Annotated in this window: 25 protein-coding genes; 12 read left to right on the top strand and 13 right to left on the bottom strand. The window is 64.3% G+C overall.

Translation table 11 applies throughout. The features are described 5' to 3' along the window. The 4 genes from QOH60_RS21140 to QOH60_RS21125 all read left to right on the top strand — a co-directional run. The coding region (locus QOH60_RS21140; RefSeq protein WP_526423829.1) for an NDMA-dependent alcohol dehydrogenase at positions 1 to 1,040 on the top strand (1,040 nt) is incomplete at its 5' end. Between the two features lie 363 nt (positions 1,041 to 1,403). After that, a complete protein-coding gene (locus tag QOH60_RS21135) occupies positions 1,404 to 2,474 on the top strand; it encodes a serine hydrolase domain-containing protein (RefSeq protein WP_526423828.1) in 1,071 nt (356 codons plus the stop codon). A gap of 179 nt (positions 2,475 to 2,653) precedes the next feature. Beyond that, complete coding sequence (locus QOH60_RS21130; protein ID WP_526423827.1) at positions 2,654 to 2,866, top strand: hypothetical protein; 213 nt, start codon at positions 2,654 to 2,656, stop codon at positions 2,864 to 2,866. A 21-nt stretch (positions 2,867 to 2,887) separates the two neighbouring features. Next, positions 2,888 to 3,580, top strand: coding sequence for a sensor domain-containing protein (locus tag QOH60_RS21125; protein WP_526423826.1), 693 nt, complete (start codon positions 2,888 to 2,890; stop codon positions 3,578 to 3,580). Positions 3,581 to 4,294: 714 nt separating this feature from the next. Here QOH60_RS21125 and QOH60_RS21120 read toward each other — a convergent pair. The 4 genes from QOH60_RS21120 to QOH60_RS21105 all read right to left on the bottom strand — a co-directional run bounded on the left by QOH60_RS21120 (position 4,295) and on the right by QOH60_RS21105 (position 6,286). Continuing rightward, a complete protein-coding gene (locus QOH60_RS21120; protein WP_526423825.1) occupies positions 4,295 to 4,990 on the bottom strand; it encodes a hypothetical protein in 696 nt (231 codons plus the stop codon). A 66-nt stretch (positions 4,991 to 5,056) separates the two neighbouring features. Continuing rightward, positions 5,057 to 5,437 carry a DUF4267 domain-containing protein gene (locus tag QOH60_RS21115; protein WP_526423824.1) on the bottom strand — a complete coding sequence of 127 codons (381 nt, stop codon included), beginning with the start codon at positions 5,435 to 5,437 and terminating at the stop codon, positions 5,057 to 5,059. Positions 5,438 to 5,486: 49 nt separating this feature from the next. Next, positions 5,487 to 5,774: an NIPSNAP family protein gene (locus tag QOH60_RS21110; RefSeq protein WP_526423823.1), complete on the bottom strand. Its 288-nt coding sequence runs from the start codon at positions 5,772 to 5,774 to the stop codon at positions 5,487 to 5,489. 35 nt (positions 5,775 to 5,809) lie between these two features. Beyond that, positions 5,810 to 6,286, bottom strand: a complete 477-nt coding sequence (locus tag QOH60_RS21105; RefSeq protein ID WP_526423822.1) for a DUF1772 domain-containing protein — start codon at positions 6,284 to 6,286, stop codon at positions 5,810 to 5,812. A gap of 99 nt (positions 6,287 to 6,385) precedes the next feature. Between QOH60_RS21105 and QOH60_RS21100 the strand changes: the two genes are divergently transcribed. The 4 genes from QOH60_RS21100 (at position 6,386) to QOH60_RS21085 (ending at position 9,589) form a co-directional block, all read left to right on the top strand. Then, positions 6,386 to 6,967 carry a TetR/AcrR family transcriptional regulator gene (locus QOH60_RS21100; protein WP_526423821.1) on the top strand — a complete coding sequence of 194 codons (582 nt, stop codon included), beginning with the start codon at positions 6,386 to 6,388 and terminating at the stop codon, positions 6,965 to 6,967. 38 nt (positions 6,968 to 7,005) lie between these two features. Further along, positions 7,006 to 7,338: a hypothetical protein gene (locus QOH60_RS21095; RefSeq protein WP_526423820.1), complete on the top strand. Its 333-nt coding sequence runs from the start codon at positions 7,006 to 7,008 to the stop codon at positions 7,336 to 7,338. A 12-nt stretch (positions 7,339 to 7,350) separates the two neighbouring features. Next, complete coding sequence (locus QOH60_RS21090; protein ID WP_526423819.1) at positions 7,351 to 9,015, top strand: alpha/beta hydrolase; 1,665 nt, start codon at positions 7,351 to 7,353, stop codon at positions 9,013 to 9,015. 91 nt (positions 9,016 to 9,106) lie between these two features. Beyond that, positions 9,107 to 9,589 (top strand): hypothetical protein, encoded by a 483-nt coding sequence (locus tag QOH60_RS21085; protein WP_526423818.1) that lies wholly within the window; start codon positions 9,107 to 9,109, stop codon positions 9,587 to 9,589. Positions 9,590 to 9,621: 32 nt separating this feature from the next. On the opposite strand, the gene QOH60_RS21080 is transcribed toward QOH60_RS21085, so the two are convergent. The 3 genes from QOH60_RS21080 to QOH60_RS21070 all read right to left on the bottom strand — a co-directional run bounded on the left by QOH60_RS21080 (position 9,622) and on the right by QOH60_RS21070 (position 11,235). Beyond that, positions 9,622 to 10,431, bottom strand: coding sequence for a sulfotransferase (locus QOH60_RS21080; protein WP_526423817.1), 810 nt, complete (start codon positions 10,429 to 10,431; stop codon positions 9,622 to 9,624). Positions 10,432 to 10,524: 93 nt separating this feature from the next. Then, the gene (locus QOH60_RS21075) at positions 10,525 to 10,764 is read right to left on the bottom strand and encodes a hypothetical protein (protein WP_526423816.1); all 240 of its coding nucleotides are present in this window, start codon (positions 10,762 to 10,764) and stop codon (positions 10,525 to 10,527) included. A gap of 33 nt (positions 10,765 to 10,797) precedes the next feature. After that, positions 10,798 to 11,235, bottom strand: coding sequence for a hypothetical protein (locus tag QOH60_RS21070; protein ID WP_526423815.1), 438 nt, complete (start codon positions 11,233 to 11,235; stop codon positions 10,798 to 10,800). A gap of 145 nt (positions 11,236 to 11,380) precedes the next feature. Between QOH60_RS21070 and QOH60_RS21065 the strand changes: the two genes are divergently transcribed. After that, positions 11,381 to 12,817, top strand: a complete 1,437-nt coding sequence (locus tag QOH60_RS21065; protein ID WP_526423814.1) for an FAD-binding oxidoreductase — start codon at positions 11,381 to 11,383, stop codon at positions 12,815 to 12,817. Between the two features lie 31 nt (positions 12,818 to 12,848). Here QOH60_RS21065 and QOH60_RS21060 read toward each other — a convergent pair whose 3' ends face one another. From QOH60_RS21060 to QOH60_RS21050, 3 genes are all read right to left on the bottom strand, one after another. Then, on the bottom strand, positions 12,849 to 13,208 hold the full coding sequence (locus QOH60_RS21060) for a GNAT family N-acetyltransferase (RefSeq protein WP_526423813.1): 360 nt from the start codon (positions 13,206 to 13,208) through the stop codon (positions 12,849 to 12,851). Beyond that, complete coding sequence (locus QOH60_RS21055) at positions 13,205 to 14,860, bottom strand: FAD-dependent oxidoreductase (protein ID WP_526423812.1); 1,656 nt, start codon at positions 14,858 to 14,860, stop codon at positions 13,205 to 13,207. The genes QOH60_RS21060 and QOH60_RS21055 overlap by 4 nt, the downstream gene beginning before the upstream one ends. 379 nt (positions 14,861 to 15,239) lie before the next feature. Next, positions 15,240 to 15,785 (bottom strand): hypothetical protein, encoded by a 546-nt coding sequence (locus QOH60_RS21050; protein ID WP_526423811.1) that lies wholly within the window; start codon positions 15,783 to 15,785, stop codon positions 15,240 to 15,242. Between the two features lie 91 nt (positions 15,786 to 15,876). Between QOH60_RS21050 and QOH60_RS21045 the strand changes: the two genes are divergently transcribed. After that, positions 15,877 to 17,397, top strand: a complete 1,521-nt coding sequence (locus QOH60_RS21045) for an adenylate/guanylate cyclase domain-containing protein (RefSeq protein ID WP_526423810.1) — start codon at positions 15,877 to 15,879, stop codon at positions 17,395 to 17,397. Between the two features lie 74 nt (positions 17,398 to 17,471). Here the strand turns inward: QOH60_RS21045 and QOH60_RS21040 are convergent, their stop codons facing one another. After that, the gene (locus QOH60_RS21040; RefSeq protein WP_526423809.1) at positions 17,472 to 18,692 is read right to left on the bottom strand and encodes an alpha/beta hydrolase; all 1,221 of its coding nucleotides are present in this window, start codon (positions 18,690 to 18,692) and stop codon (positions 17,472 to 17,474) included. A 137-nt stretch (positions 18,693 to 18,829) separates the two neighbouring features. Between QOH60_RS21040 and QOH60_RS21035 the strand changes: the two genes are divergently transcribed. Next, on the top strand, positions 18,830 to 20,266 hold the full coding sequence (locus QOH60_RS21035) for a WS/DGAT/MGAT family O-acyltransferase (RefSeq protein WP_526423808.1): 1,437 nt from the start codon (positions 18,830 to 18,832) through the stop codon (positions 20,264 to 20,266). Between the two features lie 95 nt (positions 20,267 to 20,361). Here QOH60_RS21035 and QOH60_RS21030 read toward each other — a convergent pair whose 3' ends face one another. Together QOH60_RS21030 and QOH60_RS21025 are read right to left on the bottom strand one after the other, a co-directional pair. Then, complete coding sequence (locus tag QOH60_RS21030) at positions 20,362 to 20,958, bottom strand: ester cyclase (protein WP_526423807.1); 597 nt, start codon at positions 20,956 to 20,958, stop codon at positions 20,362 to 20,364. Between the two features lie 321 nt (positions 20,959 to 21,279). Next, positions 21,280 to 21,729 carry a universal stress protein gene (locus QOH60_RS21025; protein WP_526423806.1) on the bottom strand — a complete coding sequence of 150 codons (450 nt, stop codon included), beginning with the start codon at positions 21,727 to 21,729 and terminating at the stop codon, positions 21,280 to 21,282. A 252-nt stretch (positions 21,730 to 21,981) separates the two neighbouring features. On the opposite strand from QOH60_RS21025, the gene QOH60_RS21020 reads away from it, so the two are divergent. Beyond that, positions 21,982 to 24,298: ATP-binding protein (locus QOH60_RS21020; protein WP_526423805.1), on the top strand; the 2,317-nt coding region annotated here is incomplete at its 3' end.

Here is a 24,298-nt window from a genome sequence, read left to right as displayed (position 1 = left end):
TCCAGGTACGGCTTGCCGCGTCGGGGTTGTGTCATTCGGACGCCCATGTCGCCAGTGGCAACAGCCCGGTCCAGTCCCTGCCGGTGCTCGGCGGCCACGAGGGTGCCGGTGTCATCACCCAGGTTGGCCCCGGGGTGTCCGGTCTCGAAGTCGATGACCATGTCGTCCTAGCATTTATTCCGGCGTGTGGAACCTGCCCGGCGTGCGCGAGTGGGTTGCAGAACTTGTGCGACGAGGGTGCCAATTTGCTCACCGGGCAGGCCATCTCCGACAACTCGTTTCGGGTATCGCGCGGGGGCCAACCGGTGGTGCAGATGTGCCTGCTGGGGACGTTCAGCCCGTACGTCACCGTGCACCAGGCGTCGGTAATCAAGATTGAGAAGGACATCCCGCTGGACAAGGCCGCGCTGCTCGGCTGCGGCGTCTCGACGGGATGGGGTTCGGCAACCGTCATCGGCAACACCCGCCCAGGCGACACCGTGGTGGTCATGGGAATCGGTGGGGTGGGCATCAACGCCGTCCAAGGTGCGCGCTACGCCGGAGCCCGTTTCGTGATCGCTATCGACCCGGTGGACTTCAAGCAGAAGAAGGCACTGGAGTTCGGTGCCACGCATGTCTATTCCTCGGTCGAGGAAGCGTCGGCCGAGCTGCCCGAATTCACTTGGGGCGCAATGGCGCACACCGTCATCATCACGGTCGGCGACATCAAGGGCGAACACATCGCACAGGCACTGTCGATGGCGGCGAAGGGCGGCCAGGTGATCGTCACCGGCATGGGCGACTACCGCAATATGCAGGTCGACCTCAACCTGTTCGAGCTGACGCTGCTGCAGAAACGAGTGCAGGGTGCAATCTTCGGTGGCTCAAGCCCGCGTACGTCGATACCGAAGCTGTTGAACCTGTATCGCTCGGGCGGCCTCAAGCTCGATGAACTCGTCACGAATACCTATCGCCTCGAGGAAATCAACCAGGGATACCAGGACTTGGCGGACGGTAAAAACCTGCGCGGCGTCATCGTCTACTCCGACGCCGACTACTGACGGGATCTGTCGAGTTGACCGATGCGTGGCCGAGCTCGGTGCGCAAGCGGATCAAAGCAGTCGGAACTCCACGCCGTCCGTCCTGGAATGACCTGGGTCGAATTACGGAACCGGTAGCGTGCGTCACACGCCGCCGGAAAGCTAAGCACAAATCCGGATATCCCCTCGTGAAGGAGGTTGGTAGTGGTCGCGTCTGCGCAGGCTTCACCCGTGCGGGCTGGATGGTTATGGATCCAGAGTGTCGGCGCCATTCTTGGCGTTGCCTTACTTGTCGGCGCATGCAGCGAAGGGCCGTCGCCGAGCCCACCACCGTCGGCCAGCTCGACCGCTGGGTTTACGCCGATCAATCAGATGAGGCTGCGGATGCGGGTCGCCTCGATGGCCAGGGAGATGCTCGTCCCTGGGGCGGTCGCGTTAGTGCGCTCACCCGCCGGTGAGGTCAGCACGACGTACGGCACCACCACGGTGGGTGGCAAAATTCCGGTGTCGTTGGCGGATCACGTGCGGATTGGATCGATCACCAAGACGTGGACCGGCACCGTGATCCTGCAGCAGGCCAAGGAGGGCAAGCTCAGCCTTGAGGACCCGGTGTCGAAGTTCCGCCCCGATGTTCCGGACGGTGACCACATCACCATCGCCGAGTTGTTGGACATGCGCAGCGGCCTTTACAACTACACCGAAACGCGCGAGCTGAACGAGATCGGCGACAGCGATCCACAGAAGGTGTGGAACCCCGACGAATTGCTCGCGCTCGCGTATAGCCAACCGCCCTACTTCCCACCCGGAACGGGCTACCACTATTCGAACACCAACACGGTCTTGCTCGGGCTCATCGCCGAGAAGCTTGACGCCAAACCGCTGTCGCAGGTGTTCCAGGACAGGTTGTTCACCCCACTCGGGCTCAAGGACACGCTGTTTCCGCCCAGCACCTCGAACGCCATCCCGGACCCGCATCCGCAGGGGTATATGTATGGCAACAACGTGTTGACCATGGGCTCACCGGCGGCGGTACCGCCCGACATGCAGGCGGCAGCCAAGGCCGGCACGCTGGAGCCGAGTGATCAGACATCCTTGAATCCGTCGTGGGCCTGGGCGGGCGGCGCCGGCATCTCCACCGCGGCGGATCTGGCTACCTGGGTTGAGGCGTTGGTCGAAGGGAAACTGCTCGATCCCGCCATCCAATCCACGCGCATTGCCAGCGTGCAATCAACGAATCCGGGACAGCCCGATGCGCCGCAGTACGGGCTTGCCATCGCGAAATTCGGTGCGCTGTATGGGCATACCGGTGAAGTTCCGGGCTTCAACACCTTCGCTGCCTACGACCCCGAAAAAAAGGTGACGATCGTGGTCTGGGTGAACCTTGATCCCACCCCGGATGGTCGGGCCGCGGCCACGCTCATCGGCAACGATCTGATCGAACGGATGTACAGCTAACCCATTGTCGAAAGTCGTCATTGCGGGGAACCAGCGCTCAGGACGCGATCAACCGGTCACCGGAACATTCGGGATTTGGCGCAACCTGCGGCGGCGGTCACTCGAATTGTCTGCAACCGTGCCCGAATTGTGGCCATGGCGCCACCCAATTTCATAGCCGTATTTGAGACCCTCGCACAATGACTGATATCAAGGCGGCCGTAGATACCGCCAGCTGGTTCACACCGTTCAGAATGGTGTCGGAAGACCCGCTGCGCTACGAGTTATGCCTCGGCACCGAAGAGGTCACGTTCGCCCGGATCGCGGCACATCTAAAGGAACGGGGATGGGTCGAGGAGAGCGACGGTATCTGGACGCCGCCCGACGACGTGGCGGGTCAGCATCGCGCGTGAACGCAAGAATGCGGTGGACAAATGCGCCAACAAATAGCGGCACTCGCCATTTCCGGCATCTGCATTCTCACCGCGGGGTGTAGCAGCGGCGGCATCCAAGGTGCTAAGACGTCAGCAACCACGACGACGACCGCATCGACGACTGCCCCTCCGGTTGCAGAGGCTGCGCTGGACGGAATGCTGCTCACCCCCGAGCAGGTCAACACCGCCATGGGGGCAACGGAAATGACGGTGACGAGAACTCGAATCGCGATGTCTGACGACAGCGCCACGATGGAGCCCAAGGAGTGCCTAGCCATCGACGGCTCGGCGCAGGCCGAGGTCTATGCGGGCAGCAACTACACCGCCATGCGCGAACACACACTCCAGGAGGGCGACGACTTCGCTCACTATGTCGATCAGGCGGTGGTGTATTTCCCGTCCGCCAAACTAGCCGGCGCCTTCGTCACCACCTCCGCCCAACAGTGGCCGGCCTGCCACCAGTACACCCACACCCAGACCGATTCGCAGTGGGCCGTGGCGCCGGTATCCCACACCAACGACATATTGAGCACCACCGCAACTCAACAGAACTCCAATGACCCCGGCTGGGCATGTGGACGGGCGCTGGCGCTAAGGAACAACATCGTTATCGACGTCAACACGTGCAGCGCCAACCCAACGGACTCGGCAATCAACATCGCCAACCAGATCGCCGCGAAGGTGCCCGTTTGAGTTCCGGTGGGTCTGCTCGCTTGTTGATGCCATCCGCACCCCTCGTGGATCAGCCGCCCACGATCAACCCCGATCCACGGGTGACGAACGCCGAGGCCGAACTCATGGCTGTCGATTGTCCAAAATCACGACATGGAATGCTATTTCGGCGACGAGCGGGCCGCTAGACGACGGGTTCGAAGTTGATCACCGTCCCGAAATTTCCGACAACGTAGATGCTGACTTCCTGAGGGTCGATACACCTGGTGCTCGACGCAAGACTCACCGGTCGTGTCGCTCGAGGCTGCCGTCAGCAATAGAGGTCTTCACATAGCTAAGACAGACGGGACACTTCGCCCAGCCCAAATTTTGGTACTGGTGCACCTGGTACGACTGAGGATCAAATCTGCCCCGCGTATAGCTGCCCGGACATTGCACTCTTGCCGGTATCTGACTGGTGGTCCGCACAGGCTCGCCAACCCGTACGGGTGGGTAATCCTGTTTTACCCGTCGTCTGCCTGTCACGAGGGCGATAAAGCGCACGAACAAAGCGATAACGCCCACGAAGAAGAGCGGCACGAGCGCAAGTGCGAAGATGAAGATTACTAAGTCCATCCCTGACGCCCTCCACACAGCAGAGTTCCAGTATCAGGTCTCACCAGCCGCCGGGCAGCGTTTCCTGCTTTTTCGCAGCGCCGTAGGGTCCGCCACGAATTGACAACATCTCGGCCGTGACTAGTTGGCTACGCGCACGTTCTGGGCAACGACTGTCGAACCGTCCCAACGCAATTCGGCCATCATCTTCACTGTCCCACAACATTCTGGGTCATTGGGACCGTTGGCCATCCACGTCACATGTGCGACACCGTCCGAGATGGACAGATCGGTCACGACTTCACGGCTGTGCGTCAGGTCGCCGAGGTCGATTCCACCCAGCCGGGTGGGCCCGGCAATATCGAGCTGCGGGCCCCCCGTATAAAGCTGCACAGTCTCCGCCCACGGAACCCCACCGGCACTGCAGTCGGTGGCCATAGCGGCGTCGCCTGCGCCTCCCGTCAGGTCGCCAAACGCCACCTTGTAGGCGCCGGTAGTTGAGTTCAACGCGATCCTGACGTCTCCGGGATGCCCCTGTTGCGGTGGCAGTTTCCCGTTCACCAGGTTGCCTGGATCGTGCTGGCACAGCGCCAGTACGGGCGCGCGCAGCAAGTCATCGAACGTGACCGCGCGGCTGCCGGGCGGGGGTACCGGCGTTGCCGGCCCGGCTTTGGATATCCCTGTGGTGTGCGCGCAGGCGGCCACGACGACGGCCGACAGAACGCAAATCAGCTTGACGGCTCGAAGTCGCCCCCGCCGGTGCGAAACCGCGGCGCGGATATCGGGTCCGCCTCGGTTGAGGCGATTATTGGTCGCGTCCATCAGCGTCACCGTCATCACCCCAGTTTGTAGGACTCCGACGAGATGCGGAAGAAGTGACCGCTGCAACGAAACGAATGCTCCCTAGGAAACAAGCAGTAGCGCAGAAGTCATGAGCATGACGGCCGCGGTGAGGCCATGGACTCCCCAGGCGATTGACTTGGGCCCGCCGTTGCCGAGCACGATGGTCGCGTCGGCGAGCGGAATGATCGTGGCGGCCAATATCACCCAGCCAAGCAGGTGCGTGGCACCCGCGGCCATGAGGACGAAGACGATCAGCCCCGATGCGATGTCGCGGACGCCCTTGACGCTCAAGTAGGCGCCGACGGATCGCTGGCCGAGATCTGGCTGCACACCGTAGCCCGCGGCGGCGACGCGCGGCGCGACGATGAACCGTGCGCCGATGAAGATGATCCCCGCGCCGATGAGTCCGGCGAGCACGTAGGCGATTGTCGTGGCGGTCATGTCGAGCACTCCTGGGTTTCTTTAGTGAATCGGTGAAAATGATGTCGGGTCAAGCAGTGCCGACTGCACGTCGACGATCTCGTCGGCATTGAACGGCCATGTCGGCGGCGAATTCCGGGCTGCTCATGATATTTCGCGTGAGTTGTGCGGGGTCGGCGCCCGGTGGGTAGCGGATCAGCGCGATGAGTCGATTGGCGCCCCCGCTTCGCTCGGTCCACACACCGTGGGTGGTGACCCCGAACGTCATGAAGGTCGTCAGGTGGCGGGCCCAGTGAACCATCGCATACCGCTTGAGAGCTTCGGGCGATCGCAAGGTGTAGATCCTGAGCTGAAACATCGAATGCCTAACTCCTTCAGTTGATTTCGGCCGAGTCAGATCATCAGCACTACGCACAGGGCAGCCACCGCCAGGCCTTGCAGCGTCGCGCGAGCGCCGATGATTTGGTCCCATTTCGCTTGCAGCACACGCGCATTCGACAGCGACTTCCCGGCGTCGGCGGCCGCCGTCAGTTGTCGGTTGATTGGCGCGCTCACCCGTGTGTAGAGCACAAGCCAGACCAACAGCAGGACCAGCGCGACGCCCGCCGCGATCGCCTGCGGCCTGTGTGCGGCGACCGTGGCCAGCACCGCGCTTGCCGCGGTGGCCACAACGCCGAGCACTCCGGGCACGGGCATTCGGCGGTCTCCGTATCGATGCACGCTTCCCATGACCGCGACCAGGGCACGGTCGTCGACCACCGCCAAGGCCGGTCGCAGCACGATCGCGCAGAACACGTCGGTGCCGTAGACCACCGCGGTACCCAGCACTGCGACCAGGGCGGCGCCGCGCGTGATGAGCTCCAATGCCATCTCGTAACTCCCCTCGGGCGGAACTGCTAGCAACGCTAACCTCCAGTGACCGGCGTGTCAATAGCAGTGCTAGCAGACCTAGCGGTGCTATCATGCGGCATGGCCATCGAGGATCGTCGTGAGCGTGATCGAGCCGCCCGCCGCCGGCTGATCATCACAACGGCCCGCAAGTTGGCCGAGGCCGAAGGCTGGGATGCTGTGACGACGCGTCGACTGTCCTCGCAGATCGAGTACAGCCAGCCTGTCTTGTACAAGCACTTCACCGGCTTGGAACAGATCGCTGATGCGATCGCCATCGAAGGGTTCAGCGAGCTCGCGGATATGACTCGGGATGCTCGGCTACGCGCCGGCACGGCCAGCGACGCCCTGACCCGGATCGCACACGCCTACCTCGACTTTGCCCGCGACAACCCCGCCGTTTACGACGCGATGTTCGCCCGCGCGACCACCCTGCGCTTCGCCGCCGAGGACACACCGCCTGAGCTGACGGCGGGCTTCGCCGAGTTGCGCCAAGCGGTTGGCCTCGTCGCTGACGAACAGGATGCGGACACGCTCACCGAGGTCTTATGGGCTGCACTGCATGGACTGGTCACCCTTGGCCGTAACGGCCGACTACGCCCTGGATACGAAGCAGAACGTCTCCAACTGCTCGTCGATCGGTTCACCGGCGCACGAAATTAGCGACTCCTAGCCGCTTTTGGTCGCAATATCCTTGACGTGTGTTGTCTGGCGTGATCCGGGTGGTTCCCGAGGACCTGCGGGCGTCGGCCGCGAAGGTGCACAGCCATGCCGACGAGCTGCAGGTGCGTCACATATCGGCGCACGGCCGCATTGAAGCCTCGCTGGCTGGTGTTCCGGCGGCTGCAGCAGCGGCGCTGAGCGCGGCGGTCGCGAAGTGGCAGGCAGATAGCGCGGTCACGTTCGGCAACCTCGTGCAGCACGGGGGAGCCATGGGCAGCTCCGAAGTCAAGTATTCAGCGACGGAGGGCAGTAGCTCAGCGGCAATCGAAGCCGTCGGTGCGAACGGGTCGGCCACGAGCGCTGGGCTGTAAAGGTTTGGCGCTGTGACGGTTTCGGTGTCCGACATTGAGCGTTGGAGTCCCGGCGATGTCCGTGAGGTGTTCCATGCCGCGCGCAGCCGATGGGAGGCCTCGGTGGATGCCGGCGACGGCATTGCGGCATTGCCGGTTTTCGGGTCGTGGGGCGGTGACGCGGCCGATGCCGCCAGGCGCGCGAATGATCGCCTGCGCGTGGACTTGGACGCGCAGGGCAACGAATCGCTCGCCGTGGCCACGGCGGCGCGCACCGCTGCCGACGACATGCAACGGGTCAAGGCCGAACTCGCGCAGCTGGAGGCCGACGTCAACAACAGCCGGGGCGCGTGGCGGATCGACCCGGCATCCAGTCGGGTGGTGCCTGGACCTAACCCCCGCGTCCCGCTGACGGTGGCAGTTTCGGAGGGCGGCCAACTGCAAGCGCGGCTGACGGCGATATTGGCCGAGGCGGCGCGCGTCGACGACGAGTTGGCGTCGGCAATCAAGATGGCCACCGGAGCGGCGCCGCTTCCGAGTTCACCGCACGATTTGCGCCCGGAGATCCTGGATGCGTTGTCACGGCCGCTGCCAACGGATCCGAAGCAGTTTCACGACCTGTGGGAGCAGCTGACGCGGGAAGAGAAGGACTGGCTGTATCAACAGAATCACTTCATCGGTAATCAGGGCGGCATGCCTTCTGCCGATCGAGATGTCTATAACCGGATGAATCTGGCTGACCTCATGCAGGCGAATCAGACCGAACTCGAGCGGTTGCGTGCGGCGCACCCCGACTGGGCTGACGGCAAGAATCAACCGATGATCGATCCCCAATTTCCAACCGCACCTGACTGGCCGACGTGGAAGGAGCAGTGGGCCAACGCGAATCGGGCTCGATCGGAGTACCAGCAGCTGCAACAGGCGCTGCAGTCACCCGATGGATTACCGAGATTTCTCGGCACGTTCTCGAATGACGGGCGCGCCGCCGTCTCGATCAACAACCCCGACTTCGCCAAGCGCGATGTCACGTTCGTGCCAGGGACCGGTCAGGACCTCTCGCATCTATCGGGCAGCACGTTGAAGTCCAGCCGCATGCTGGATGCCACGTTGCAGATGGACCCGTCGCTGCGCCCAGGGGACGTGTCAGTGACGACGTGGATGGGGTACGACCGACCGATGAATCTACTCGAGGCGGCCAATGTGAGTTATGCGGACAACGGGGCGCAAGCGCTGGACGACTTCCAGGCCGGGATACGTGCGTCCCACAACGACCTCGCCGCCGGTGGCCCATCGCTCAACACAGTGATCGGCCACAGTTACGGCTCGACCGTCGTTGGCGACGCGGCACTGTGCGGGCACCACCTCGATGCCAATAACGTTGTGGCAGTGGGCAGTCCGGGTGTGCTTGCCGGGCATGCGAGTGACTTCAGCCTGGCGCCGGGAGCTCACTTCTTTGCTACCCGTGCCGAAAACGACATCATCGCCTGGGCCACCGACACCAACCTCGGCGTCGATCCGATGGCCGCAAATTTCGGCGGCATTCCGTTCGAGGCTGCACCAGGTCCGACGGGATCGATCGGCCTGGAGTCGGTCGCAGCCCACTCCACTTACTGGGATTATGGAAACCCCGCGCTGATTAACATGCGCCGCATCATCGACGGGCGTTTGGATGTCACACCACCCACATTCACGCCGTGAAGGGCGGGACATGATTCGCGCAGTTGTTCCAGTGTTGTTCACACTCGCAATTGCGGCGTGCTCGTCGACGACGAAACCTACGGGAGACCCTATGGAGCACTTGTCCATCACTACCGCACCCAAAATTCCCGCCAGCCATCAGGAGGCGCAGGACACGCTGACGTCGTACCTACAGAAAACCGTCGACGCGCTGCCGGTCGGGACGAGTCTGGACGGCTCCCGCTACGGAGGTGGCGACGGTGCCAACTATTGCGACGACAACCCGGCGAGCACCGAATCTCCGATGAATATTTCTTTTGTCTTCGACATGAAGCTCGCGCCTGGCGCCGACTTCAACGCGATCGTGGCCCAGACCGGTGAGATATGGAAAGGGTGGGGCTGGCGGGTGATCGAACGCGACGCCTTCACCAAGCCGAACCGCTTCGGCTACGCCCCGGACGGCTACACGCTGCAAATCATGGCTCGCAACGATCCGAAGTACGCGCCGTCGCTCGTCGGCACTTCGCCGTGCTTTCCCGGAAACCTTCGGAATACGTCCATCCAGCGACCGGCGTTGATCGAGCAGCATTCCTAGCTGGCAATGGGGTTCGCCCCTGACAGGGCGGCTCAAACGATCTGTAAACCCTCGGGGATTCTGCGGGGGTCGCGCCAGAAGGCGTCGTTGACGAAACGCTGGAACAGGTCTGGCGGCAGCAACGTCGCGCGCGGTTCGGCCTTGACCATGTGACCGACGGTGTGCAGCCCGGGCGTGCCGGCGCGGTTGTCGAATTCGGTGACGTCGTACTCGATTCGGTCGAAGTCGTGCTCGAACGCCGGCTCGCCCAAAAACGCGTAGATGGTGTCCATCGTCTTGGCCGGGTCGGTGGTCAGGGTTTCGTACTGCACCAGCAGCAGCCGATCCCGTTGGGCGCCGTAGCACGCCTGTTTGAGCGCATCGTAGGGGCCGCCGACCATGCCATCCTGGGCCGCGATGCCGTTGGCGCGGGTGTATACGGTGCCCCCGGCGCTGTAGTTGAAGATCGACGACGGGCTGAACACGTTGCGCTGGATCAGCCGCTCGATGCTGTCGATCACCCACGGCAGCTCGCGCACGCAGGCAATCACCTTCGCCTCGGGAAACAGCTGGGCAATCGCCGGCATCCACGCACACCAACCGCGATTGGTATCAAAGATCACCTCGGCGCTGCTCTCGGCGTAGAAGTCGTCGAACAACCCCCGAAGGATGCGCCGGCGCTTGGCGTCGTCGATGAACACCGAAAACTCGTTGCGCGCACTCATCTCACCCAGCAGGGCACCGAACAGGCCGGCCAGCGGACCCGACATCCCCGCCTCACACCGCGGGTTCTGCCGCAGCAGCGCGGCCAACAGCGTCGAACCCGAGCGCGGCAGACCCGAAATGAAATGGATTGCTGCCATCGGCCTTCCTGTCATGTCGCATTCTCGGCGCCAATGGCGCCCATTGGGTCGTGCGATCTCTCGCTCTCGCACGTTAACCGATCTGGAGCCCTATTACGTGCCGGAGGGGCCTAGCACGGGGCCGCTTCCCGGCGCCGGGGTGCCGCCAGTACCGCCGGGTGCTCCGCCAGCGCCGCCATAGCCGCCGAATCCGCCGAGACCACCGGAGCCGGTGGCTCCGGGCGGCCCGTCGCCACCGTCGCCGAGGAACACTGTCCCGTCTCCGCCGGCACCGCCGTTGCCGTGATTTCCGCCCGCGCCGCCACCGGTGCCGTTGCCGCTCGCCGAGGTCATTCGCAGCGTCGGCTGACCGCCGGGGCGCCGCTGTTATGCGCGATGGGAGGGCGCTGAACCCGGCACCGCGAACGGATTGGCCTTGAGCACCGGCAGCGGGAACACGTGTGCGGTGTCTGTTCCGTCGCGGCTCTCGTAGAGGCCGATCGTGTACACCCCGGCAGATGACACCGCAAGGGGCAGCTGATGGGCGAAGACCCGGAACTTGACGGGAGCACCCGGGTTGTCGGGCCAGTGCCATCGGCATTCCAGGACCCCCACAGTTTCACTGCGCGGTGACCTGGCGACGATGAATCTTTGCGGGTCGTAGTCGGTTCCGCCCTGGGTGTAGACGGCGAGCACCAGCGGGACCGTGATTTGTGCGGGAAAGCTCTCCACGTGGCAACTTGTCATCGGGAAGCCGTGTGCGTTGACTCCGCCGGCTTCGTCGACGGCGGCACTCAACGACGGCGCGAATGCGACAACCTGCACGTTTCCCCCTGAACCGTCAATGTCGGTGAAGCAATGACCAAACCGTAGCCGAAGGGTCCGTCGCGCGACACGTCATGCGGCACCGCGGTTTTTGTCGTCCCGTGGTTGACAATGCGGGATATGACGCAATCGCGGGAGCGCGACGTTGCCGCGTGAGATCTCGCGCCAAACGTTTCTGCGGGGTGCCGCCGGAGCGCTAGCCGCGGGTGCGGTGATCGGCCCGGTCAGGGCTGTCGCCGACCCGAACACCTCCGGCTGGGACGGTCTCTCCGGCGCCATCGGCGGGCAAGTATGGCAGCCGGGCGCTCCCCAATTCCAAACGGCCAAGCAGGTTTTCAACACCAACTACAACGGCACGACGCCGGCTGCTGTCGTTACCGTGACATCGGCGGCTGACGTGCAAAAGGCGCTGGCGTTCGCTGCTGCCCACAACCTCAAGGTCGCTCCGCGCGCCGGTGGGCATTCCTACGTGGGGGCGTCTACGGCCAGCGGAACCATGGTGATCGACCTGCGCCAGCTGCCAGGGGGAGTCAACTACGACGCCGCCAGCGGACAGGTCACGGCGACTCCGGCGACCAGCTTGTACGAAATCCACCAAGCACTGGCCGCGGCCGGCCGGGGCATTCCGACGGGCACCTGCCCCTCGGTCGGTGCCGCGGGCCACGCGCTGGGCGGCGGGCTGGGGGCGCAGTCCCGGCATGCGGGCCTGCTCAGTGATGCGCTGACGTCGGCGACGGTGGTGTTGCCCGGCGGCCAGGCGGTCACCGCGTCCGGCGCTAGCAACCCCGACCTGTTCTGGGCTTTGCGCGGTGGCGGTGGCGGCAACTTCGGGGTGACCACCTCGCTGACGTTTGCCACGTTCCCCACGTCAGACGTCGACGTCGTCAACCTCAACTACCCGCCACAGTCGTTCGCGCAGGTGCTCGTCGGTTGGCAGAACTGGCTGCGCACCGCCGACCGAAGCAGCTGGGCACTGGCGGACAGCACCACCGAGGCGACGGGTACGCATTGTCGCATCATGGCGACGTGCCCGGCCGGCTCGGGTAACAGCGTGGCGAGCGCCATCACTGCAGCCGTTGGACTGCAACCGAGCGGGACCGAAAGTCACACGTTCAACTATTTGGACCTGGTGAGGTATCTGGCCGTCAACAATCTCAACCCGTCGCCGCTCGGATACGTCGGCGGTTCCGACGTCTTCAACGTCATCGACGCTGGCACGGCTCAGGGAATCGCCGCTGCCGTCAACGCTTTTCCGCAAGGTGCGGGCCGCATGCTGGCGATCATGCACACACTCGACGGCGCGCTCGCGACGGTGGCACCGGCCGCAACGGCATTTCCGTGGCGTCGGCAATCCGCGATGGTGCAGTGGTACGTCGAAACAGCGGGTTCTCCATCGGCAGCCGTCAGCTGGCTGAACACGGCACATCAAGCGGTGCAACGGTATTCAGTCGGCGGGTATGTGAACTATCTCGAGGCAAACCAGCCGCCGTCACGGTTCTTTGGCCCGAACCTATCCCAGCTGAGCGCCGTTCGGCAGAAATACGATCCGGGTCGGGTCATGTTCTCCGGGCTGAATTTCTAGCAGGTCCAAAAGCCCGGTGCGGCAGGGGCGCTCAGCTGGAGAAGCCAGGCCTGTCCAGCGCGAAGTGGGCGCGCCGCTCCGCGGGCACAAGGTCGAGGTACTCGCGATGACGGTCGATGAATCCCTGCACGAATGGGCAGTAGGGCAGCACCGCCAATCCCTCCGCTCGGGCGGTGTCCAGCGCTGCTCTTACGAGCAGTGTCCCCAGGCCTTCGCCGTTGTGTGCCGGGTCGATCTCGGTGTGAATCAAAGAGATCACGCCGGGCCGGCGTCGGTACTCGGCGAAGCCCAGCACTACCCCGTCGATTGCGATTTCAAAGCGCCTGCGTTGCGCGACATCAACGACGGTTGGCGTCACGCTCTCCGATCGCCGGAGTTCGTGGACGCTCATGGCTGGACCGCGAGTTGAAGGTAGCGGTGCACCAGGGCGACTGCCACGCCGCCCTCGCCGACGGATGCTGCTACGCGCTTCACCGATCCCGAACGGATATCGCCGACGGCGAAGATCCCGGGGGCGCTGGTCTCAAGGACGAACGCCTCGCGATCCGCCTTCCACTGTCCCGCGTTCATCGCGTCGGTTCCCGTCAGGATGAATCCGTGCTCGTCGCGCGAGATCTCCGAGGGCAGCCAGTCAGTCGACGCCTCGGCGCCGATGAGGACGAACAGCACTCGGGCATCCCGTCGTGCTGTCGTGCCCGTCCTTCGATCGGCAATCTCAATTGCCTCGAGCTGATCGTCTCCGTGCACCGCGACGACCTCGGATCGCGTGTCCACCCGGATGTTCGCTTTCCTTGCGATCTGCTCGGTGAGGTAGTGCGACATGCTTTCTGCCAGCGACTCACCGCGTACGAGGAGCGTCACCGAACGGGCATGGTTGGAGAAGAAGATCGCCGCCTGACCGGCTGAATTGCCTGCCCCGATCAGGTAGATGTCGCGTCCCTGCGCCAAATGGGCGTCGCTGGGCGCCGCACCGTAGTAGACACCGGCGCCGACGAATCGATCGATCGAATCGAGTTGGAGGCGGCGCCATTCCACGCCCATGGCTAGAACGATCGCCCTTGTGTGAAGTACGTCGCCTCCATCCAGGCTGACGGTCATGTCGACGGCGTCGATGTTTTCCACCCGGCGGGTCACCACGATATCGGCGCCCAGTCGTTTCGCCTGTTGCAGTGCCCGGCTTGCGAGTTCCTCACCGGAGACGCCGTACGGGAAACCGGTGTAGTTCTCGATCCGAGTCGATGTGCCTGCCTGACCGCCTGGCGCAAAGGACTCGATCAGCGCCGTCTTCAGTCCCTCGGAGGCGGCGTTGACCGCCGCCGTGAGACCAGCTGGCCCGCCACCTACTATCACCACGTCGTAGCCCGTGCGACGCGGCGCAACCGTCAGTCCGGCGACCGTGGCAACGGCACGCATCGTCGGGGCGATCAGCTGAGTGCCGTCGCGGAGCAACACCACCGGATAGGGGGACGCTACGGCGTCCTCGCCTCCGGTGAGTGCAATCGCGCGACGATCGTCCGGTTCCAGGCGTTCGTAGGAAATCTGATTGCGGTGAAGGAAGCTGTCGCAGTTGTGGACTCCAGGATGGAGACGCGGACCGATGACAAACATCGAGGGCTCCACCGGCTGCGCGGTTGCGTTACTGAGCATTTCGATGCGCGACAACGCAGCGGTACCGACTGCTGTAGAGATCTGGGGAGCCATGGCGGCGAGCGTGTGGAACACCTCGACGGTCAACTTCAGCACGCGCGATGGCTCGACGGCCCGCATGCTCGCGGGCAACGGCGTACCGAGCGTCATCGGGACCTCGCCCCCAAGCTCCCCAGGAAGCCGGACGCCAATCACCTGCTCGACGCCGTTCACAAGTTTTGTCAACTCGGTTTTGCCCTCGACCACGACCGCCAGGGCTCGGTCGTCACCCTCGTGAGCGACGTACTCCCCGGTCGTGAGGTGGATGTCCTCCACTTCGCCGGCAAGATACTCCAGCGCCTTGTCCTCGAGCCCCGAGAAGAGCGGAATCGTGGCCAGCTCCTGGATAGTGAACATAACTGCCTCCCAACATTTTTCGCCCGTGCGCGGGCAACCCGTGACTATCTGCCAGCGCCTTGTCGCAACGGCGCCGCCACATCACGGAAGTGGCTTCGCGGGCGGTTCCGGAAAACGTCCATGCAGAGAGGGTGGGCCGGACACCACCGGCGGCACATGAGGCATCCGCCTCAAATACGGCGCGTCTGGGCCGTCGTCCAAAATCGAAGAACAGGCCGTTGACGCGCCGGTGTAGCCGACCGTGCGCCGCGATGAGGTTTGACCGAGCGGCGCTGATGGGGGGCGCCAGCGACTCCGCTATGCGGCGTTCCGCTAATCATCTGCGGTCAGCAAGAGCAGTGTGCTGAGTCGCAATGGCGCGTCTCAGCACCCGGCCCAGTCACCCGCTCGGCGAGTGCGTGGCTTCCTGCACAACGGCATTGAGCAGTTGATCGACGTTGCCCACACCACCGTCGAATGGGTTGCCCCGTTTGAGGACCTTGGTGCCACCGGGTGTAACGGCAACCAATTTCGCTGCGCTGGAACCGATCTGGAATCGTCGCGCAAAGCGCACATGATCGATGTGGATCAGCGGCCCGCCGCGGTAGCTGAACAATCCGAGTTTTCGGTCGAGGACCGCGACTGATCGGCATTCGTGCAGCGGCTGCCCGCGGTGGTGGCCAATCTTGCGTACGAGCAGATAAACGGCCGCGGCCAACGCGACGCCGACCGCGAGAAAAACAGCGCCGAGCACCATCGAGGGAACGCCCGTAATCAACGCGACGGCACCGAAGCCCCCGACGACGACCGTGACGATGCCAAGGACGACTGCCATCACAGTCAACGCGCCCGTGCAGCGGTCGTAGACGAGTAACCGGCGGCCGTCGTCGGTCACGACAAGACCGCCGGTATCGGCGATGACCCGAGCCGACGTTGGTTCGCTCACGGTTTGCAGCGTGCCACCCCAGCGGCCCGCGGCGTGCGAGAACGGCCAAGTCTTCTGGTCCGGTCGGCGCTGGCGACGTTAGCCTCGCCGCATGGACCACATATGGCAGTGGGCGTGGGACCGGTACGCGGCGAGGTACAGGTGGGCCGTGGCCGCGATCACGTTTCCGGTTTTGCTCCCCGTGTACCTCGTCTGGTCGTCTCTCGTCGTCGCGTTCGAAAAGTCTGATCGCTACCTGGAAGCGGCCGCGATCACCGTGGTCGCCCTCGTGGTGTTGCTCTGTGCGACGTTTCTCGCTGCTCGCGGACACGTCGGCATCGTGGAGCAGTGGGCTGCCGGCCAGGACGTGGACCGGGCCAAAGCCCTGGAGGCCACCTACACCTACGCCCGCTGGGCGGTTCCCCGAGTGTTGTGGGGCGTCGCCGTCTGGGCCGCGCTGCTGTCGGTCATTGTCGGTGCGATCGCCGGGGCGACGGGGCTGCGGCTCGTCCAGTACGGAATCCTCGGTGCCGCCAGCGGAACGGCGGCCCAGCTCATAGCGGTACACAGCTTCGTGGAGGCAGCGATGCGGCCTGTCAGGGTGGCGCTCGTCGGAGACACGGCTATCGGTGACACGCTGCCCCGTTCGCGCCCGAGTTTTGCTACCCGGTCGAACGTGACGATGGTGGCCGTCGCGTTCTCGTTCGCCATCTTGGGTGCGACGGCGGCGGCCGTGCTCGGCCTGGCGAGGGAGGAACCTGCTCTCGTGGTCGTGATCGCGTGTGTGTTGGCCTTCGGCATCGGGGTGCCGATTACCGTCGGCGCCGCCTTCTCGCCGTCGCTGCAACCCATTCGCGACCTCGCGGAGGGGACGGAACGTGTTGCGGCGGGTGATTTTTCGCAACGTCTACATGTTGTTCAGGACGACGATCTCGGCGCGCTGGCGGCGTCGTTCAACCGCATGCAGGCCGGTTTGGCCGAGCGCCAGCGACTTCAGGCGGCTTTCGGCACCTACGTCGATCCCGGCCTGGCGGCACGACTATTGAGGCAGGGCAACCATGTCTTCACCGGTGAGCGTCGCGAAGTGACGGTGATGTTCGTCGACATTCGGGACTTCACCCCGTTCGCCGAGGCGACCACCGCCGAGGACACCGTCGCGCGCCTCAACGCGGTCTTCGAGATCGTCGTCCCCGCCGTCGTCGACGCGGGTGGACACGTGAACAAGTTCCTCGGTGACGGCGCGCTGGCGGTCTTCGGCGCTCCGAATGACCTCGCAGATCACGCCGACGGCGCGGTGAGCGCGGCTGTTCTGATTCATCGGCGGGTGGCCGAGCGGTTCGGTGGAGAGGTGCGGATCGGGATCGGGATCAACACCGGCGTCGTCATCGCCGGCACGATCGGCGGCGCGGGCAAGCTCGAGTTCACCCTGATCGGCGACACCGTTAACGTTGCCGCGCGCGTCGAACAGCTCACCAAGACCACCGGCGACGAACTCCTGCTCACCCACCACACCGTCGACGCACTCTATCGTCTCCCGGACGGACTCACCGACCGCGGAGCGCACGTCCTGAAAGGCAAGTCGGCTCCCGTGCAAGTGTTCGCCCTCGACCCGGGGACCGCCTTGGCTCGTTGACGCGCCAGAGGTTTCACCCTCTCGGGGGTGAGGTGCGGTTTGCACCGGACGAGGCTCACTGTTCGCGCGGGGCGTCAGATCGCCGCGCCAGCACCGGTGGCCGATCGCTCCTTGTGAATCTGACCGAGAAATCGTCCGATCGCGGCTACGACAGCACCGGTACGTACACCGTCGACCAGATCGAAACCGTGGCCGACGCCTGGCAGCTCGACGTAGGCCACCGCCGCCGCCGACACGGACCGCAGCCGGTCGACGAACGAGCGGGCCTCGCCGACGGGGATGAGGCTGTCGTGGCTGCCGTGGACGACGAGAAACGGTGGTGCGAACGAATGGACTCGGTCCATGGGCGACGCCGCCCTGAACACCTCGGGATAACGAGCTTGCGAACGCTTGACCACAACGCGCTCAAGGAATTTCATGAAATTGGTACGGTTCGCAGTCGTACGATCCTGCCAGTCGTACAGCCCGTAGAGGCTGACAACGGCGTCGACGGACGTGTCGGCGTCATCCGGGAGATCAGCTTGCCAGGCCGGGTCGTTGGCGCTCAGCCCCGCGAGCGTGGCCAAGTGTCCACCGGCTGAAGAACCCGCTGCCACAATGAAATTGGGATCTCCGCCGAATCGGGAGACATTTGCGCGTGCCCAGGCGATCGCTGCTTTGACATCAGTCATCTGACGCGGCCAGCGATGCTGCGGGCTGGTCCGATACTCAAGGGACAAACAGACCCAGCCCCTCCTGACCAAGTGGGCCATCAGCGCGTGACCCTGTAACTCCCGCTTTCCGAATATCCAAGCGCCCCCGGGGATGTAGACGAGTACTGGCGCGGGTGAGACGGTGGTGTCTCGTTGGCGCCACACGTCGAGTACTTGGCTGGAGTTGTCGCCGTAGCGCACCGACCGCTCGAGCACATATCGGCGTTGTGCGCCCGCCTTCCACATAGGGGCTGGCTGCCGATGTGACGGCCAAGGATGCGCCAGGTCCTCGGGGCCCACAATGCCCTGGAGGGCTTCGGTGAGAACAGTCGGCGTCTGCGCGAGCAGTTCGCGTCGGCGCGCACGGCCGCCCGGCTCGAAGCGAGCCTTCGTCATCGCGGAAACGATGCTGGGCAGATAGGTGTTGCCGCCGGCGCCGAGAGCTGCGAAGCCGGCGATTGTCTGCACGTGGCGTCCGATAATCGGCGTCGACGCCGCCGCTGCGCTGAGCGCGATCACATAGTCGCCGGGCTTTGCTCTCCAGACCCAGCGCAGGTAGGACCGGACTGTGCAAGCAGTTTGCCCTGCTACGACGCGAGACATCGCTGCAGCCTAGAGTGCGCCAACGTCCTGCGTGCACAGAATTGGCTCTCTGAAAGACATTTGCATGGCGCCTATAGGCTGCGAGATGGCGCGCCTTGCGTGCCGACTGTGGGGGTCTTCGGCGAACGGGGTGGGACATGGAACAGCTGAGCTGGACCGACGACATGATGTTGCGCGCCGAAAAGCCTGAAACTCCGATGCAGATCCAGATGCTATTGATCTACGACCAGTCAACGGCACCTGACGGCAGGGTGACGTTCAAGCGCATCCTCGAGGAGATCGATGCTCGCCTGCATCTTGCGCCGACGTTTCGGCGGCGGCTGACCGAGCTGCCCGGCGGCCTGCACATGCCGTACTGGGTTGATGATCCGAGCTTCGATCTCGAATACCACGTGCGCCACATCGCGTTACCTCAACCGGGCGACTGGCGTCAGCTGTGCATACAGGTTGCGCGCATCCATGGACGCCAGCTCGACCTTCGTCGGCCGCCGTGGGAGATGACAGTGATCGAAGGTCTGAACGCCATCCCCGGTGTGCCGAAGGGATCGTTCGCGATCTCACTGAAGCTGCACCACTGTGTCGTCGACGGGATGGAAAGCGTCGAGTTGATGGCGGCCATGCATGACCTCGCGGCCGACGGCCCGCGTCCCGCGCCGCCGGAGAAGCAGTGGAATCCCGGGCCGTTGCCGTCGACAGCGGACCTTGTCTCGCGGACAGCGATCAACGGCGCGCTGCATCCACTGCGCGCGGGCAAGATCCTGATTCCGAGTGCTCTTGGCGCGCTTCGTCATGTCGCGGAACTGCCAGGCAAACTCGCCGGCGGACTGCGAGCGACAATGGGCCCCGGGTCGGGCTCGCTGTTCGCTCCGAGCGCGCGATTCAACGGCGCTGCCACACCGCACCGGGTCTTCGACGCCCGTTTTCACGATCTGGCAGACTTCAAGAGAATCAAAGCCTGCGTCCCGGGTGCGACCATCAACGACGTGGCGCTCGCCTATGTCGGCGGTGCGCTTCGGCTGTATCTGGACGGCCACGGCGAGCTGCCTGACGAGACTCTGGTGGCCGCGTGTCCGTCGTCGATTCGGTCCGAGAGCGAAAGCGGCGCCGGCGGCAATCGGTTGTTCGGCAGGCTGCATCCGCTGGGAACCACGATCGCTGATCCGCTCGAACGCCTGAGCGCCATCGTCGAGGAAACATCCGCCTTCCGCGATGCCTCCGATACGTCCAGTGACTCCCGGCTGATGGAGCTGGTAGGCACCGTGCCCACCGCGCTGCTGGGACTCGCAGTGAAAGCTGTTAGCGCAGTGCCATTTTCGGGACCATCGGTGGCCAACACGACAGTCAGTAATGTGCCGGGGCCGACCGAACCCATCTTCTTCGCGGGTGCGCGCCTCGTTTGGGTCACCGGCCTCGGCCCACTGATCGGCGGGATGAACCTGTTCCACATCGTCGCGAGCTACAACGGGACCATCTCTATCGGGGCGACTGCCGACCGCAGCGCGTTACCCGATCCGGGTCATTACGCCGACTGCATGCAGGCCTCGTTCGACGAATTGCTCCGCGCCGCCGGCTGACCCCGTACCTCAAAAGAACAAACGTCTCGCCGAGATTCACGTTATGCAGGCGTCTACTCGCACTTCTTCTGCGTAACGTGAATTTCGAGAGGGGGCTACTGGGTGCCGTAGACCTGCGCGAGCAGCTCGCCACGGCCGATCTGGCTTACGAGGCTCGCCGAGTCGAAGTAGATGCGCTCGTTGGTGATTCGGTCGCCGTCGAAGGAGAACACGGCGATGACGGGCACGCGGAACGCCTTGCCCGTCGGCGGCAGCCCGTAGAACTCGCCGGTGTTGGTCCCGAGCAAATCGAATTCGACGATCACGGCGTCGTCGGTGATGTGGAACCGTGCGTTCTCGTGGCGCTGGTCGGGGAAGGCGGTGCGGGTGGTCCGGTAATAGCCCATCACCTCGTCGTCACCGTCGAAAACCTGCCCGGTGGGCATGATCTCGTAGCGAGGATGGCCGTTGAATGTGGCCAGCGTCTTGTCGAAGTCGTGCGTGACCTCGGTCTGCATGTGTTCCTTGATGAGCGCGAGACGCTTGTCGCGCAGGGCTTCTGCGAGCATGAGATCGTCACTTTCTTCAGGCGGCCGCGCCCGCTCCGTCATCAGCTGCCATGTGCTCGTCCGGCCGAACGTGTCGACGGCAAGGTATCCCCAGTAGTAGACGATCCGAGCGAGTGACTCGACAAACTGTCTGTCGCTCGTCACCATGACCAGCGTAATCGGCCGCGCGACAAATTTGCACGTTCGTAAAGCGTAGACTCCTTTAACGTGGTCGCGTTCTACATCGTTGCAGGGCTGGGCGTCCTCGTCGGGGTCGCTTGGGTGGTGCTCGCAATGAGAAATCGGGCGGACCGCCACGAGCGTCGTGACATCCCTTAGCGGTCTGTGTCGCGGTAGTCAGTCCAGGAACTCGCGCAGCAGGTCGACAGTGCGCCGGTGTCCGGCAGCAAACCCGTAGCACTTGGTGCAGACCATTCCGAAGCCGCTGCGCCGGAAGGAGATTGAGGTCAGGAACAGACCGAGACGTCAGTCCTTCGTCTCGGTGACCAACACCTCCGTTTTTGCACGACGAGATACCGCACTGGGCACTGATCCGAGCAGTCTGCCGGCGATCGAGTTGACTCCGACATCCCCGACGACCAATAGGTCGGCGTTTACTTCGTCGACCAAGTCGACTAGCACATCGATCGGTGCACCGGCGATGGCCCGCTCCTCGACGTCCTTGACACCGGCCGACTTCGCCCGATCGCTGGCCTCGCGCAGCATCCCGTAGACCGACGCGTTTCCCTGCGTTCTGTAGTTCTCATCCTTGAGCTGATCGGGCTCGCCAGAGTGGCGCTCGTCCTTTGGCAGGTATGCCGTAGCCACAATGAGTTTGGCGTCCGACTTGGCGGCGATTGCTGCAGCTCGGTCGACGGCGCGGAACGACGTATCCGAGCCATCGGTTCCCACCACCACGACCTTGTAATCAGTCATTTGCTCCCCTAGGGCAGTGCGATATCAGCTGAGTCTGTTGCGCGTGCATACGGGTACCCCTTGCCGTCAAATCCACACGTTCGTCAGCTCATCAGCTTTGCCAAGCGTGCCGACCGCCGGATGCCAAGATTTTTTTAGCTTTGTGGGTCAAGATTGAAGTACTCGCCGCGAGATTCGGGGCCGACCAGCAAGTTCGCTCCTGCTGGCCAGGAGTTGGGCGGGTGGAATCGGTTCCACGGGTAGGAGGGACGTGTGGGCCCGGCTGAGCACGGGACGTCGATCAACGAGCTGCTTGATCGGGCCGTCCAGGCGATCAACCGGGGCGACCGCGCCGCGGCTGACGCGTTGGCGGGTCAGGTTCTGGCCGCCGACCACGGCAACGAGGAAGCCGAGGACCTGCTCGCCGCGCCCAAGAATGCCGGTGAAATCCGGCGGTTGACGATTCTCGTCGCCGATCTCGTCGATTCGACATCACTGTCGAGCCGGGTCGAGCCCGAGATCTATCGCACCGTCGTCGGGCGCTATCGCGAATTCGTCCAGCAGACCGTCGATCGGTACGAGGGGCACATCGCGTCGACGAAAGGCGACGGCCTTCTGGCCGTGTTCGGCCACCCCAGGGCGCACGACAACGATGTCCGCCGCGGGGTGGTTGCCGCCACGGAGATCTGCGACCAAGTAGCCGAACTCAGCCGAGAAACCCAGCGCAAGTTCGGTTTCGAGGTGAGCGTGCGCGTCGGTGTGCATCGCGGGGTGGTGTACCTCGACATCGAACAGGACGACGTCTACGGGCTGGCGGCGAACGTGGCTGCGCGGTTGAACAGCTTGGCGCCTCCGGGGTCGGTGGTGGTCTCGGATGCCGTCGCGGCGTTGGTCGACGATGTTTTCGAGTTGACGGCGCTGCCGCCCGCGATGGTCGCCGGGATCGACGAGCCGCTGTCCCATCACCGCGTGCTCGGAGAAAAGCCGCAGGCCGCGAGAAGCCGGCCCGGCCACACCCCGCTGGTGGGTCGCGACCGCGAGCTGGCGCGGCTGAAGAAGTCGTGGGCCCGCGCCGAACAGGGCACGCTCAGTACCCCCGGAGTGGTATTTCGCGGTGAGGCCGGGATCGGCAAGAGCCGGCTGGTGGCAGCGGCCACCGAGCTGGCAGCAGAGTCGGACGCGGCGACGGTCGAGCTGATCGGCTCGCCGTTTCACACTGACGTCGGCCTGCACCCAGTCCGCACCATGCTCGAACGCCGTTGCGGCATAAGCCATTCGACCGATCAATCCGAGCGCCTACGGCTTTTGACAAGCGAGGTCCAGGCGCAGTCTTTGGACATCCACGTCGCCGTTCCACTGCTCGCCCCAGTGCTGGGTGTTGGCGCAGAGCACGGGTATACGCCGGCAGCTGCGGAGGGGCGCAAGCTTTACGAGCTGATCGCGCAGGCGGTGTCCGAGTACCTCCTGGCAGTCATCGGCGGCGGCCCAGCACTGGTGGTCGCCGACGACGTGCAGTGGTTCGATGCGTCGACCATCGAGATTCTCGGTGCGTTGCTACAGAAATCAGACGGGCGCCGTCTGATCGTGATCGCTGGTCGTCCGGGCGATTGGTTGCCGCCGACCTGGCCGGTCAAACTCTTCGACCTGGCACCCCTGACCGACGATCAAGCCGACGAACTGATCTTGGCGCTGGATCCCACCCTGGAGCCCGCCGAGCGAGCTGCGGTCAAGGCGCGCTGCGACGGAATTCCCTTCTTTCTCGAGCAGGTGGTCGGTGAAGTCACCGATGCGGGCGTGCCCGAGGCGCTGTACGACCCGTTGTTCGCCCGACTGCGCGCCAGTGCAAACGTGGTACCGGTGGTCGAGGCAGCCGGAGTGATCGGTCGTCACGTCAACGGGGCCATCTTGGCGGCGGTGTGCGGACTGGACGACGACGAGCTCGACGACGTCATCGACGTGCTCGAAGACGCGCTGGTGCTCGAGTCGGCCGGCGTCGACAGCTGGCGGTTCCGCCACGAACTCCTGCGAGAGGTCGCCTACGAGTTGGCGCCGCCGAGCGTGCGTCGGGACTTTCACCGCAAGGTCGCCGACGCGCTGATCGACGCCGTCTCCGGCGACCCGGACTGGCGGCTGGTCGCCGGACACTACGAGCGGGCGATGGATTTCGACCGCGCCGCCTCGGCGTATCAGCATGCATCGGAGGCGGCCCGGCGTCGAGGTGCCCTCACCGAAGGCCGCGCCTACCTCAGCCTTGCGATCGCGCAACTCAGCCGCGCCGCACCGGGTCCCGAGCGGGATCAACGCGAGATCGCCGCACGACTGCAGCGCGGCCTGCTCGCCGGCGCCGCCGAAGGCCACTCCTCTGAGGAAGCCGCAGCTGACTTCGAACGGTGCCTGTACCTCGGCGGAACCGACGTAGCCGACGACCGGCTCGCCGCGACACTGGCAGCACTGATGGGTTACTACACCGTGCGGGCCGACCTGCACCGGGCAACGGCAGTGGGCGACATGCTGCGATCAGGTCTGCGCCCGGATCGGCAGTGGTTCCGTCCCTCCGTCGAGGCCATCTGCGGAGTGGTCCAGGTGTTGC

The organism is Mycobacterium sp., from assembly GCF_032159765.1.
Taxonomy (GTDB): domain Bacteria; phylum Actinomycetota; class Actinomycetes; order Mycobacteriales; family Mycobacteriaceae; genus Mycobacterium.
This window is presented reverse-complemented; position numbering and strand designations above follow the sequence as displayed.